Annotated in this window: 15 protein-coding genes; 5 read left to right on the top strand and 10 right to left on the bottom strand. The window is 62.8% G+C overall.

The features are described 5' to 3' along the window. Positions 1-6: 6 nt before the first annotated feature. The 5 genes from AC1DMK_RS07085 to sdhC all read right to left on the bottom strand — a co-directional run bounded on the left by AC1DMK_RS07085 (position 7) and on the right by sdhC (position 4,174). On the bottom strand, positions 7-519 hold the full coding sequence (locus AC1DMK_RS07085) for a protease inhibitor Inh/omp19 family protein (protein ID WP_037059472.1): 513 nt from the start codon (positions 517-519) through the stop codon (positions 7-9). A 226-nt stretch (positions 520-745) separates the two neighbouring features. Then, positions 746-1,525: a succinate dehydrogenase iron-sulfur subunit gene (locus AC1DMK_RS07080; RefSeq protein WP_477857945.1), complete on the bottom strand. Its 780-nt coding sequence runs from the start codon at positions 1,523-1,525 to the stop codon at positions 746-748. A 12-nt stretch (positions 1,526-1,537) separates the two neighbouring features. After that, positions 1,538-3,379: a succinate dehydrogenase flavoprotein subunit gene (gene sdhA, locus AC1DMK_RS07075; RefSeq protein ID WP_477857943.1), complete on the bottom strand. Its 1,842-nt coding sequence runs from the start codon at positions 3,377-3,379 to the stop codon at positions 1,538-1,540. Positions 3,380-3,386: 7 nt separating this feature from the next. Further along, entirely contained in the window at positions 3,387-3,767 is a 381-nt protein-coding gene (sdhD, locus tag AC1DMK_RS07070; RefSeq protein WP_477857942.1) for a succinate dehydrogenase, hydrophobic membrane anchor protein, read from the bottom strand. Positions 3,768-3,778: 11 nt separating this feature from the next. Beyond that, the gene (sdhC, locus tag AC1DMK_RS07065) at positions 3,779-4,174 is read right to left on the bottom strand and encodes a succinate dehydrogenase, cytochrome b556 subunit (protein WP_477857940.1); all 396 of its coding nucleotides are present in this window, start codon (positions 4,172-4,174) and stop codon (positions 3,779-3,781) included. Positions 4,175-4,490: 316 nt separating this feature from the next. Here sdhC and AC1DMK_RS07060 point away from each other — a divergent pair, with 316 nt between their 5' ends. Next, positions 4,491-5,039, top strand: a complete 549-nt coding sequence (locus AC1DMK_RS07060) for a hypothetical protein (protein WP_477857938.1) — start codon at positions 4,491-4,493, stop codon at positions 5,037-5,039. A 7-nt stretch (positions 5,040-5,046) separates the two neighbouring features. Here the strand turns inward: AC1DMK_RS07060 and AC1DMK_RS07055 are convergent, their stop codons facing one another. From AC1DMK_RS07055 to tsaD, 5 genes are read right to left on the bottom strand one after another with little or no spacing between them, the layout of a single operon-like run. Continuing rightward, positions 5,047-5,691 carry a class I SAM-dependent methyltransferase gene (locus AC1DMK_RS07055; RefSeq protein WP_037059206.1) on the bottom strand — a complete coding sequence of 215 codons (645 nt, stop codon included), beginning with the start codon at positions 5,689-5,691 and terminating at the stop codon, positions 5,047-5,049. Between the two features lie 7 nt (positions 5,692-5,698). Further along, positions 5,699-6,130 carry an EVE domain-containing protein gene (locus AC1DMK_RS07050; RefSeq protein ID WP_037059468.1) on the bottom strand — a complete coding sequence of 144 codons (432 nt, stop codon included), beginning with the start codon at positions 6,128-6,130 and terminating at the stop codon, positions 5,699-5,701. A 2-nt stretch (positions 6,131-6,132) separates the two neighbouring features. Continuing rightward, positions 6,133-6,426, bottom strand: a complete 294-nt coding sequence (locus AC1DMK_RS07045) for a YciI-like protein (protein ID WP_477857935.1) — start codon at positions 6,424-6,426, stop codon at positions 6,133-6,135. Between the two features lie 10 nt (positions 6,427-6,436). Beyond that, positions 6,437-7,420, bottom strand: coding sequence for an NAD(P)H-dependent glycerol-3-phosphate dehydrogenase (locus AC1DMK_RS07040; protein WP_477857933.1), 984 nt, complete (start codon positions 7,418-7,420; stop codon positions 6,437-6,439). Beyond that, positions 7,417-8,514, bottom strand: a complete 1,098-nt coding sequence (tsaD, locus tag AC1DMK_RS07035; RefSeq protein WP_477857931.1) for a tRNA (adenosine(37)-N6)-threonylcarbamoyltransferase complex transferase subunit TsaD — start codon at positions 8,512-8,514, stop codon at positions 7,417-7,419. Before tsaD ends, AC1DMK_RS07040 begins: the two co-directional genes overlap by 4 nt. 73 nt (positions 8,515-8,587) lie before the next feature. Here tsaD and hemC point away from each other — a divergent pair, with 73 nt between their 5' ends. From hemC to AC1DMK_RS07015, 4 genes are all read left to right on the top strand, one after another. Continuing rightward, positions 8,588-9,517, top strand: coding sequence for a hydroxymethylbilane synthase (gene hemC / locus AC1DMK_RS07030; RefSeq protein ID WP_477857929.1), 930 nt, complete (start codon positions 8,588-8,590; stop codon positions 9,515-9,517). Positions 9,518-9,524: 7 nt separating this feature from the next. Further along, a complete protein-coding gene (locus tag AC1DMK_RS07025) occupies positions 9,525-10,232 on the top strand; it encodes a uroporphyrinogen-III synthase (protein ID WP_477857928.1) in 708 nt (235 codons plus the stop codon). Positions 10,233-10,299: 67 nt separating this feature from the next. After that, positions 10,300-11,547 (top strand): COG4223 family protein, encoded by a 1,248-nt coding sequence (locus AC1DMK_RS07020; protein ID WP_477857926.1) that lies wholly within the window; start codon positions 10,300-10,302, stop codon positions 11,545-11,547. 3 nt (positions 11,548-11,550) lie between these two features. Beyond that, positions 11,551-13,140, top strand: coding sequence for a heme biosynthesis HemY N-terminal domain-containing protein (locus tag AC1DMK_RS07015; RefSeq protein WP_477857924.1), 1,590 nt, complete (start codon positions 11,551-11,553; stop codon positions 13,138-13,140). The last annotated feature ends 4 nt before the right edge of the window (positions 13,141-13,144 follow it).

The following is a 13,144-nucleotide window of genomic DNA, read 5'->3' as shown; positions in this document are numbered from 1 at the left end:
TATCGCTTATCGGCTGAGGGTGATCGGCTGCCCGGTGTTCGTCTGGCCGCTGAACGCTTTGTCGGCGGTCTTGTAGACGCTGCCGATCTGATTGCCGCTGCGGTCTTTCAGAAGTACCTGCTTACCCGAGACTTCCCAGGAGCCCATCGCCGTCAGCTCGCCGACACAGCCACGCGTACCGCCGCGCGATCCGCTGCCGAGATTTGTAAGGGTCAGGAACATGTCGCACGAACCGTTGACGCGCCAGCTGCCGACCATCGATTCCTTGGTGACGTCCATCGCGTTCGAAGCCACCGCACCTGGTTGACCACCAGCCACCGGCGCAGTCGTCGTTGGAGCGGCAGGAAACTGCGAGGAGCCGGACGGCGGCGGAAGCTGGCCACCCTGAACTGACGGAACCGGCTGAGCCGTCAGCGGTGCCGGAGCAGCACTGTAGCTGGCATCATTATACGCGGTGCGCTGGCAGCCAGCTAACGACAGAATGACTACGAGACCTGTCGCCATATGTCTGAACTGCATCATGATACTCCTGATCTTTCCAGTATTGCCCTGAAGTTGCCGTGCCATCACGGCGGAATTATCTTGAAAGGCTGTGTTGAATCAAGCCAGAACAAGGAGAATTTGTGTCATCCTGGAAGCAAGTCGGCAACCCCTGAGCGAATTTGATGCAATTCGGCACAAATCAAGGGCCTCGTGATCGGATAAAAGGAAAGGGCCGCAAACGCGGCCCCACCGTTTCGATCCGTCAAACCCGACGTTCGACCATCATCTTCTTGATCTCGGCGATTGCCTTTGCCGGGTTCAAGCCCTTGGGGCAGGTCTGCGCACAGTTCATGATCGTGTGGCAGCGATAGAGGCGGAACGGATCCTCGAGATTGTCGAGGCGTTCGCCGGTCGCTTCGTCTCTGGAATCGATCAGCCAGCGATAGGCCTGCAGCAGAACGGCCGGGCCAAGATAGCGGTCGCCGTTCCACCAGTAGCTCGGACAGGAGGTCGAGCAGCAGGCGCACAGAATGCACTCGTAGAGACCGTCCAGCTTCTGACGATCCTCGTGGCTCTGCTTCCACTCCTTGGCCGGCGCCGGCGACACCGTCTTCAGCCAGGGCTCGATCGAACGGTGTTGGGCGTAGAAATTCGTAAGGTCGGGAACCAGGTCCTTGACGACAGGCAGATGCGGCAGCGGATAGATCTTCACCGTGCCCTTGATGTCGTCGAGACCCTTCGTGCAGGCGAGCGTGTTCGTGCCGTCGATATTCATCGCGCACGAGCCGCAGATACCCTCGCGACAGGAACGGCGCAGCGTCAATGTCGGGTCGATGTTGTTCTTGATGTAGAGCAGGCCATCGAGCACCATCGGGCCGCAATTGTCGACATCGATATAGAAAGTGTCGATCGACGGATTCTGGCCATCGTCCGGGCTCCAGCGGTAGACGCGAAACTCCCGGGTGTTCTTGGCATCCGCCGGCTTCGGCCAGACCTTGCCTTCGCGCATCTGGGAGTTCTTGGGAAGAGCGAGTTCAACCATGTCCAGTTCCTCTTAGTACACGCGAGCCTTGGGCGCGATCTTCTGGGGATCGATGCCCTCTGCAATGAGCTCGGTGTGAACCGGGCGGTAGTCGAGCTTGACGTCGCCTGCGTCATTGACCCAGGCAAGCGTGTGCTTGCGCCAGTTAACGTCGTCGCGGCCAGAAAATGCGCCTTGCGTGTAGTCCTCGCGGGCATGCGAGCCGCGGCTCTCCTTGCGGGCCTCGGCGCCGTAGATCGTCGTGATGGCGTTGGCCATCAGGTTCTGCAGCTCCAGCGTTTCCACGAGGTCGGAATTCCAGATCATCGAGCGGTCAGTGACCTTGATATCACGCATTTCCTGCCAGATGGCCGAGATGCGCTGACAACCCGATTCAAGCGATTCCTGCGTGCGGAACACGGCCGCGTCTTCCTGCATGGCGCGCTGCATCTTCTCGCGCAGCACGGCCGTCGGCGTGCCGCCGCTGGCGTGACGCAGGCTGTCGAAGCGGTCCATGATCTTGTCGCAGGCCGCAACGTTGAGGTGCGGAACCGGCGATGCCCGGTCGATGACCTCGCCGGCGCGGATGGCAGCGGCGCGGCCGAACACCACGAGGTCGATCAGCGAGTTGGAGCCGAGGCGGTTGGCGCCGTGCACCGAGGCGCAACCGGCTTCACCAACAGCCATCAGGCCCGGAATGATCCGCTCCGGATTGCTGCTGTCGGCGTTCAACACTTCGCCCCAGTAGTTGGTCGGAATGCCGCCCATGTTGTAGTGAACGGTCGGCAGAACCGGGATAGGCTCGCGCGTCACGTCGACACCGGCAAAGATCCTGGCACTTTCCGAAATGCCTGGCAGCCGCTCGTGCAGAACGGCCGGGTCGAGGTGGTCGAGATGCAGGAAGATGTGGTCCTTGGCTTTGCCGACGCCGCGGCCTTCGCGGATCTCCAACGTCATGCAGCGCGAAACGACGTCGCGCGAGGCAAGGTCCTTGGCCGAAGGAGCGTAGCGTTCCATAAAGCGCTCGCCCTCGGAATTCACGAGGTAACCGCCTTCGCCGCGTGCGCCTTCGGTGATGAGACAGCCCGAACCGTAGATACCGGTCGGGTGGAACTGCACGAACTCCATGTCCTGCAGCGGCAGGCCGGCACGTGCCACCATGCCGCCGCCGTCGCCGGTGCAGGTATGGGCGGACGTTGCCGAGAAATAGGCGCGGCCGTAGCCGCCGGTCGCCAGCACCACCATCTTGGCGGCGAAGCGATGGATCGTTCCGTCATCAAGGCACCAGGCAACGACGCCTGTACAGCGGCTGCCGTCGTCCGACATGATCAGGTCGAGCGCGAAATATTCGATGAAGAATTCTGCGTTGTGGCGCAGCGACTGGCCATAGAGCGTGTGCAAGATGGCGTGGCCGGTACGGTCGGCCACGGCGCAGGTGCGCTGCACCGGCGGGCCTTCGCCGAAGTTCTGCATGTGGCCGCCGAACGGCCGCTGGTAGATCTTGCCTTCCTCGTTGCGCGAGAACGGCACGCCGTAGTGCTCCAGCTCATAGACCGCCTTCGGCGCTTCCATGGTCAGATACTGCATGGCGTCTACATCGCCGAGCCAGTCGGAACCCTTGACGGTGTCGTAGAGGTGCCACTGCCAGCTGTCCGGCGTCATATTCTGCAGCGAGGCGGCGATGCCACCCTGTGCCGCGACCGTGTGCGAGCGCGTCGGGAATACCTTGGTGATGCAGGCCGTGCGGAAACCCTGTTCGGCCATGCCGAGCGTGGCGCGAAGGCCGGCGCCGCCGGCGCCGACGACGATCACATCATACGAGTGATCGACATATTTGTAGGCCTTCCCGTTCTGAGCGGGTGAAGTCGGTGCCATGATGCGGTTATCCTACCAATGCAATTTTCAAAATGGCGAAGAGACAGAGCCCGGCCATCAGGATTGAGAAGAAGGTGTTCAGCATCAGCAGCCCGAGCTTGGCAACCTCACCGTGCACATAATCCTCAATGATGACCTGCATCCCGAGCTTCATGTGAATGATGCCGGAAATGACCATGAGCCCCATGACAACGGCAGCGAACGGGTTCGACAGCGAATGAACCACGTCCGCATAGGGCTGGCCGGCATGGACGATCATGAAGATGAGGAAAAAAACGAAGAGCGGCACGTTGGCAACCGCCGTCACGCGCTGGCGCCAGAAATGATCGGTTCCTTCCTTGGCCGAGCCAAGGCCGCGAACCTTACCCAAAGGGGTACGCATATCCATGAGATCAACCTTCAGAAGCGAATGATAAAGCCGATCACCCAGACCAGCACGGTCAGACAGAGCGATCCGATGATGTTGGCCTTGGCCAGTTTGGTCGAGAATTCCTTCTCGAAACCGTAGCCGAGATCCCACATGAAGTGGCGCAGACCGCCGAGCATGTGGTGCAGCAGCGCCCAGGTGTAGCCAAGCAGCACGAGCTTGCCGACGATACTGCCGAAAATCCAGTTGACCCACTCGTAATAGGCCTGTCCCGTCGCGGCCGCGATCAGCCACCAGGCGATCAGCAGCGTTCCGACATAGAGCGCGCCACCGGTGATACGGTGGAGGATAGACATGACCATGGTGGGGATTGGTTTGTAGATCTGCAAATGCGGCGACAAGGGCCGATTGTTTGTCACGTTCGCCATCAGAACCTCGCGGCGTCTTTTCTGCGCTCCTGGGATCCAGGAAGCATCCAAAGGCAACCACACGATTGACAAAAACCTATGTGTGCGTTGCATCAATGGCGACGTTTAATCACGGAAACCCCTAACGACAAGTATAATTGCTGCGTCGTCGCAATTTAATCGATTTGCGTCTTGACGAGACCGGCATTGCGATCAAACTCACCCTCTTCGCCGGCATTCGTGCATGATTTTGCAAGGTTTGGTGGACATCCCGCTGCTTTTGGCGCATTTTCGCGTTAACGTTTTGTTAAGCATCGGATTTCCGGAGATCGACGCGATGTTGAAGACATCTTCGAAACTTGTTTCGTTCGCCATTGCGGCACTCATCGCCTTGCCCGCCGCCGCCGGCGATTTCGGTGGTCGTTCGTTCCAGCGCCACCATGGGTTTGGCCACAGCAACCCTTCCGTCTTCGGACACAGCAGCGGATGGGGCATGAGGCCCGCTCGCTTCGGACACAGCAGCGGATGGGGCATGCGGCCCGCTCGCTTCACAGGCGGATACTTCGCGGGCAGCTACGGCGGCTTCGGCCGCGGCCACGAACGCAACCGTCTGCTCAAGCGTTTCTACTCGCCATCGACCAACTATGCCCGCAACAATGTGGTGATCGTCGTCCAGCCCCCGCAAGGAGAAGGGTCCGGCGGCACCTATTCCGGGTCGTCCTACGCTTATGAGGCAGACGGCGGCACGTATGTCGGCGGCAGCGGCTACAGCCCCTACCGACCTGAGCCGACGCTGAAGCTCGCACCGATGGCCAAGGTCATCGACGTCGCGGTCAAGAAAAACAGCTGCTCCTACGAGGCTGGCGTCTGCGTCATCAGGCCCTGAACATCCGCTATCGGACGCGCCAGACGGTGGTCTTCTTGACCTCGCTGTCTTCGAGCGCCCGCGTCACGGGAACCTCATACGCCGCGCAAGCCTCAAGGCGATCCTTCGGCAGGTAGGCACGCCCGGGATCACCGACGAGAACAGTCACACCATCAGCGGCAAGCCGTTCGAACCAGGGGACGAGGGCGGCTGCGAAGTCGCGGTCATAGAAGACGTCGCCTGCAAGCAGCACGTCCTGATCCGCCGCGCTGCCGATGAGGTTCGCGCCGGTGAAGCCAAGCTTCACGCCATTAAGGCCGGCGTTGAGCCGCACCGCCGTTTCGGTCCACGGATCGATGTCCGCGGCCAGCACCTCGCTAGCCCCCGCCATCCTCGCGGCAATCGCCACCAGACCGGAACCGCTGGCGAAATCCAGCACGCGCTTGCCGCTGACGATATCGGGGTGGTCTAGAATGTAGCGCGCCAGTCCCTGTCCGCCGGCCCAGGCAAAGGCCCAGAACGGTGGCGGCAGGCCGATTTCAGCCAGCTCTTCCTCCGTCTTCAGCCATAGCTCGTGTGCTTCATTCGCCAGATGCAGCCGGATCTCCGGAACGTGCGGCGGCGTCATCGGGCTCGTATTGCTGCGAATGAAGGTTTCCGGATCGGTCTTCAAAGGCTGATCAGCGCGGCGGGTTGTCGAGCCCGCCCATGCGGCAGACTTCGAGCCATTCCTCGTCGGTGACCGGCTGAACCGAAAGCCGCATCGATGTCACCAGCGCCATCTTCGACAGGGCCCCGCTGGCCTTGACATCCTTCAGCGTAATGGGCTTCGGCATGTCGCAGACGGCACGGATATCGACGCAGTCCCAGCGGGCATCGTCCTTGGCCGTCGAGTCCGGATGCGACAGCGCGCAGACCTCGACGATGCCGACGATCTCAAGGCCGTCATTGGAGTGGTAGAAGAAGCCCTTGTCGCCGATCTGCATCGCACGCATGTTATTGCGCGCCAGATAGTTGCGAACCCCGGTCCACTCCGTGCCTTTTTCCCCGGCAGCCTTCTGCTGTTGCCAGGACCAGGCAGCGGGTTCGGATTTGTAAAGCCAGTGCGCCACGCTCATGCCCCCGGATTGTTGAAGACCCAGTTGAACGGCTTGATCTCGACGCTTTCGAAGAGGCCGGCTGTGGTGTAGGGATCGGCATCCGCCAACGCCGTCGCCGCTTCGATCGAGTCCGCCTCGACGATCACCAGGCTGCCGCAGGGCTTACCCTCGGGATCGAGAAACGGACCCGCCATCTTCAGCGTGCCCTGCGCATTGAGCTTGTTGAGATGCTCGACGTGGGCAGGCCGTGTCTCCATGCGAACGTTCAGGTAACCCGGCTTGTCTTTGCAAACAAAAGCGAAAAGCATGTCAGTTCTCCTATTCGGTCGTGATCGGACGCGTCATCAGCTGGTCGATCGCGTCGGCAATGCCGAGCTTGCCCTCGATGATGGCAGAAACGGCATCGGTAACGGGCATGTCGATGCTGAGCGATTTCGCCAGCCGCGAGACGACGGCTGCGGCAAACGCACCCTCGACAAGTTCGCCATGCGAAGGATCGCGCGTCTCGCCGCGGCCAAGCGCAATCCCGAAGCGCAAGTTGCGTGATTGATGGCTTGTGGCGGTCAGCACCAGATCGCCAAGGCCGGAGAGGCCGCTCACCGTATCGGCCTGTCCGCCCTTGGCAGCGACAAAGCGCGACATTTCTGCGAGCCCCCGCGCAATCAGGGCTGCACGAGCCGAATCGCCGATGCCGGCACCTTCGACGATGCCGCAGGCAATGGCGAGCACGTTCTTCAACGCGCCGCCGAGCTGCACGCCGATCCGGTCCGACGATGGATAAAGGCGGAACGTCCTGCCTGATATCGCCTGCGCCAATCGCTCGGCGATCTCGGCGTTTTCGGCAGCAACCACCATGGCCGTCGGCAATCCCTTGGCGATGTCTGCCGCAAAGCCAGGGCCGGAAAGCACCGCAATCGCATGCCCAGGCAGCGCGCCCGCCAGCATGTCGGTCAACAGGTTGCCCGTCGTTTTCTCGATACCCTTGGCGCAGGTGACGATGACCGCATCCTTGGCGAGGTAGGGCGCATATTGCCGTGCGGCATCGGCCTGCGCCTGCGACGGCATGGCGAAAAGCACGATGCCGGCGTCGCTGATGGCATCCGCCTCGGCGGAGAATTCCAGCGCCTCAGGCAGTTCGATGCCGGGAAGAACCGCATCGTGCAGATGCTCAGCCTTCAGATCCGCCATCAGCACGGGATCGCGCCCGACCAGCATTACGGCATGCCGGCCCGCCAGAGCAATGACCGCCGCCAGTGCCGTGCCGAAGGCGCCGGCGCCGACAACCGCAATCTTCTCACTCATGCCTTCGCTCCCCGTTTGCCGAAGCCAAGCAATGTCTCCGCGCTGGAATCGAGCGGCCAGCGCGAACGCGGCTGCACGTCGAGATCATCCGGTTCGACACCGGTTGCCATGCGCTCCAACCCGGCCCAGGCGATCATCACCGCATTGTCGGTGCAAAGCCTCAAGGGCGGTGCGACGAAACGGAAGCCGTTCTTGTCGCAAAGCGCCTGCAAGGTTCCGCGCACCTCAAGATTGGCAGCGACGCCACCCGCGACGACCAGCGCCGGTGCGCCCTCGACATCACGAAACTGCGCCTTGAAGCGCTCCAGCCCGCGGCCGATACGATCCTTCAACGTCCGCGAAACGGCCTTCTGGAACGAGGCGCAAATGTCAGCCACATCCTGGTCCGTCAGCGGTGCAATATCGGTGGCCGCCTGCCGCACGRCCGTCTTCAGCCCGGAAAAAGAAAAATTGAGCTTTGCCTCGCCGACCAGCGGCCGCGGAAAGAGGAAGCGATCCGGATTGCCGTCCTTTGCGGCACGCTCCACCGCCGGGCCGCCGGGATAAGGCAGGCTGAGCAGCTTCGCCGTCTTGTCGAAGGCCTCGCCAAGCGCATCGTCGATCGTTGTGCCCCAGCGCTCGTAGTTGCCGACACCGCGCACCAGGATGAGCTGCGTATGACCACCGGAAACCAGCAGCATCAGATAGGGGAAGGAGAGACGATCCGTCAGCCGCGCCGTCAGCGCGTGGCCCTCAAGGTGGTTGACGGCATAGAGCGGCTTGCCGGAGGCCTTTGCAATCGCCTTGCCCGTCATAAGGCCGACCAGCAACCCGCCGATAAGGCCGGGCCCGGAAGTGGCAGCTATCGCGTCAATATCCAAGAGCGACACATTGGCGCGTTTCAATGCCTCTTCGATCAGCGTATCGAGCGCTTCGACGTGAGCGCGCGCCGCAATTTCAGGCACGACGCCGCCAAAGGCGCTGTGTTCTTCGAGCTGGCTCAATACCAGATCAGAGCGTACGGTTGGTGCCCCGAAGGCATCGCGCTCGACGACGGCCGCGGCGGTTTCGTCGCAGCTTGTTTCGATGCCGAGGATGCGTAGAAAGCGAGCCATGAAGCCTGATCGTTGATTGCGATGGGTTTTAAACCTGTTTACGAGGAACTCCGGTAACAACGGATCAATGCGGATGCAAACAAAACCTTTCCGGATCGGCACCAGAGGCAGCCCATTGGCCCTTGCCCAGGCTCACGAGGCCCGAGACAGACTGATGGCGGCACATAGCCTGCCACAGGAGATGTTCGAGGTCGTCGTACTGACGACCAAGGGCGACCGCATCACCGATCGCTCGCTTGCCGAGATCGGCGGCAAGGGCCTGTTTACCGAAGAGCTTGAGCAAAAGCTCGCGGCGGGCGATCTGGATATCGCCGTCCACTCCGCCAAGGACATGCCGACGAGGCTTCCGGACGGCTTGTATCTCTCGGCCTACCTGCCGCGCGAGGACGTCCGCGATGCCGTCATAGGCCGCACGGCGCCGAAGCTGATCGACCTGCCGCACGGCGCAACCGTCGGCTCCTCGTCGCTCCGCCGTCAGGCCCTGATCCGCCGCATGCGCCCCGACATCAAGGTCATCACGTTTCGCGGCTTGGTCGATACCCGGCTGCGCAAACTGCAGGAGGGGCAGGTCGACGCGACGCTGCTGGCGCTTGCCGGCCTGAAGCGTCTCGGCAAGGTCGATGTGATCACCGACATACTCGACGCCGACACCTTCCCGCCCGCACCGGCGCAGGGCGCGATCTGCATCGAAAGCCGCATCGGCGACACCCGCATCGACGCTTTGCTTGCGCCCGTCAACGATATCAGGACCTTTGACGCGGCCTCCTGCGAGCGCGCTTTTCTGGCCGCCCTCGACGGCTCTTGCCGGACCCCGATCGGCGGCTATGCAGTTTGCGAAGGCGACCAGATCCGTTTTTCCGGCCTCATCATCACGCCGGACGGCCGCAACCAGCACGCCGTGACCATCGACGGCAATCGCCGCGACGCGGTCGCTCTTGGCACGCGGGCCGGACAGGACATCCGGGCACGCGCCGGCAGCGCCTTCTTCGAAGACTGGAGCTGACGGCGCCATGCGCGTGCTCGTGACCCGTCCCCTGCATTCGGGCGAGCGCACCGCCGAACGCCTTCGCGCGATGGGGCACGAACCGCTGTTGCTTCCCCTGTTGCACCCGGTGCATGACGTGAGTGCGGCTCTCGTCGGGCTGGCCCGGACCGCTGGTGTGATCGCAGTGACCAGCGGCGAAGCCATTCGCGCAATCGCTGCACGAAAGGACGCGCTCGCATCTCATTTCCAGCGCCCGCTCTTTGCTGTCGGCGAGGCAACGGCGAAGGAGGCCAAAGCGGCGGGATTCCGGTCTGTCGTCGCGTCGTCCGGCAGCGGCGCCGATCTTGCCGACCGGATCGCAAGCCTGGCTCGCGATCCGGTCCTCTATCTGGCCGGATTTCCGCGCGCCGAAACGTTCGAAGCCCGCGGCCGCGAAATCGGCCTGACCATTGTTGTTGCGGAGTGCTATCGCATGGAGCGGCGGCCAATAGACGCTGCCTGGCTTCAGACGATCCTTGCGGAGCAACGACCCGCCTCCATACTCTTCTACTCGCGACAGACGGCGGAGAGCTTTTTTGACCTTGCTGGAATGCGGACGCATCCAGATAAAATCGCCGGCATTCGCCTGCTCTGCCTGAGCGCCGCCGTCGCCGCAGCCGTTCCCGCGCCGCTGCGGGAAAACATCGCCATTGCCGAGATGCCGGAAGAACGAAGCCTTTTGTCGCTCCTTTGAGCGCTTTTGTGCCCAAATTTTATCTAACCTCTTTCCTTAACTTGCATCACTGACTAGTTTCAAACCAATGCAGGAATATGAGGGTCTCATGGCACCAGGAAATCCGCCACGCCATTCGAAGAGTACCGAAGGACCGGTCACGATCGATCTGGATGCGCAGGAAATTGCCTCTGCCAACGATACCGAAAAAGACCTTCAGGCGCCGGTCGCGCCGGAGGCGTCGTTTGCAGCCGAAGCCGACGCCAAGGACGCAGACCAGAACCCGCTCCCCCCGCGCAGCGGCACTGCCGATACCATCGATGAGCCGCCCTTGGACCAGCCTCGTCCTCAAAGCGGCACGGCATCCGGCAAGACGTCGGGGTTGATCGCAGCCGGCATCGTGGGTGGGCTTATCGCGCTTGTCGGCGCCGGTGCCATGCAATATGCGGGCTATCTGCCGGCATCACCCACCCAGACGCCGTCGGCAGATGTGGCCGACCTTTCCGGCGAAATCGAGGGGCTGAAGCGATCGGTCTCCAACCTCGCAGCCACCCCGCCGGCCGGCCCCGACGAAGCGTTGGAAGTGCGCCTGGCAGCGCTGGAATCAGCGGCGAGGGCGCCGGCGCAACCGCCACCTGCTGCCGGGGCGGACACCGCCGCTGTCGATGCGCTCAATCAGAAGATTGCCGATTTGACCGGCCAGATCGACCAGCTACGCGGCGCCGTCTCCCAAGCCACCGAGCAAAAGGCATCGGACGGGGTCGACATCGAGAAGCGCCTCGCCGAAGCAGAGAAAAAACTGAACGAACCGCGACAGGATGTTGCGGTCGCCCAGGCGATTGGGGCCGCGGCGCTCAAGGCCGCGATCGATCGCGGCGGCCCGTTTGTTTCCGAACTCGACACCTACGCCGGCGTCTCTCCCGACGATCCCGTTGTCGCCGACCTTCGCAATTTCGCCGAGACCGGCGTGCCGTCGCGCGCCGAGCTCATCCGCCAGGTGCCTGACGTCGCCACCGCGATCGTCGGCTCGGTCAACCAGACGGATCCGAACCAGAGTTGGTCGGATCGGCTGATGACGAGTGCAAAGTCGCTGGTAAAGGTTCGGCCGGTCGGCAACATCGAAGGCGACAGCGTCGAGGCGATTGCCGCGCGTATGGAAGACAAGGTGAAGAACGGCGATCTTCCAGGCGCCGCGGCACAATGGAACGACTTGCCCGCTTCGGCCAAGCAGGCATCGGCGGCGTTCAAGCAGGCGCTCGAAGCGCGCATTCGCGTCGAGGACCTTGTCGGCAGTGCCCTGTCGAAAGCGATCTCCGGCACTGGCAAGGAGGGCTGAAGCGTGATCAGGCTCATCATATTCGTCCTGCTGATCCTTGCTCTCGGCTATGGTTTCTCCTGGCTGGCTGATCGCCCGGGCGATCTGTCGCTGATCTGGGAAGGCCAGCTGTATCAGACCAGGCTGATCGTCGCCGCCAGCGCGCTGATCGCGTTGATCGCGGCTGTCATGGTGCTTTGGTGGCTGGCTCGTGTCATCTGGACCTCGCCGCATTCCGTGACCCGTTATTTCCGCGCCCGCAAGCGCGACCGCGGCTACCAGGCGCTGTCGACAGGCCTGATCGCGGCAGGCGCGGGCAACGCCCTGATGGCCCGCAAGATGGCGGCCCGATCGCGCGGCCTGCTGCGCGCCGACCAGGAACCGCTGATCGCGCTTCTTGAAGCGCAGGCCGCCCTGATCGAAGGCCGCCACGACGAGGCGCGCGCCAAGTTCGAGGCGATGGCAAACGATCCGGAAACCCGCGAATTAGGGCTGCGCGGGCTTTACCTCGAAGCCAAGCGTCTCKGTGCCAGCGAAGCCGCCCGGCAGTATGCAGAAAGGGCAGCTGACAACGCCCCCTATCTCCCTTGGGCGGCACAGGCAACTCTCGAATACCGCAGCCAGTCCGGCCGCTGGGATGATGCAATCCGTCTGCTCGAACAGCAGAAGGCCGCCCGCGTCATCGAAAAGGCTGAGGCCGACCGCCTGCGCGCCGTGCTTTTGACCGCCCGGGCGACAGAGAAGCTGGAAAACGATCCCGCCGGGGCGCGTGACGACGCAATGCACGCGCTCAAGCTGTCGGCAGATTTCGAGCCCGCAGCCGTCGTTGCGGCAAAGGCGCTGTTCCGGGAAGACAAGCTGCGCAAGGCCGCCTCCATTCTTGAGCAGTCATGGAAAGCCAGCCCGCATCCGGAGATCGGCCAGACCTATGTGCGTGCCCGCAGCGGCGATTCGGCGGCCGACCGCCTGAAACGCAGCGAACGGTTGGAAAACCTGAGACCCAACAACATCGAATCTCTCCTCCTCGTCGCAAAGGCCGCTCTCGACACGCAGGATTTTGCCAAGGCCCGCTCCAAGGCCGAGGCGGCTGCGCGGATCGAGCCACGCGAAGCTGCGTTTTTGTTGTTGGCCGATATCGAAGAGGCCGAGACCGGCGACCAGGGCCGCGTTCGCCACTGGCTCGCCCAGGCACTCAAGGCCCCCCGTGATCCGGCCTGGGTTGCCGACGGATTTGTGTCCGACAAGTGGCTGCCGCTATCGCCCGTCACGGGGCAGCTCGACGCCTTTGTCTGGAAAGCTCCGTTCGGGCAGGTCGAAGGTCCTGTCGAGGACGGCTCGGCGATTTCGATCGACCGTGCGCTGAAGACCTTGCCGCCGGTGCGCGAAGCACGCCCTGAAAGCCCGGCAAACGACCACCGCATCATCGAGCTTGAGCGAGCGGCGACCATCGCCGAGGCGGCGCGCCCGGCCCCCGTCACGCCCGCGATACCGACCAGACAGACCCCCGACGCCACCGCGGAAACACGCCCGTTTTTTGGCGGACGGCCTGATGATCCGGGCGTCCGCAACCCGACCGCTGAGCCTGAACCCAAGACACGGCTTCGCCTCTTCTAGATTA

Source organism: Rhizobium sp. 05L419 (assembly GCF_056397845.1).
Note: the sequence above shows the minus strand (reverse complement) of the source record. Positions and strands in the feature narration are given on the sequence as shown.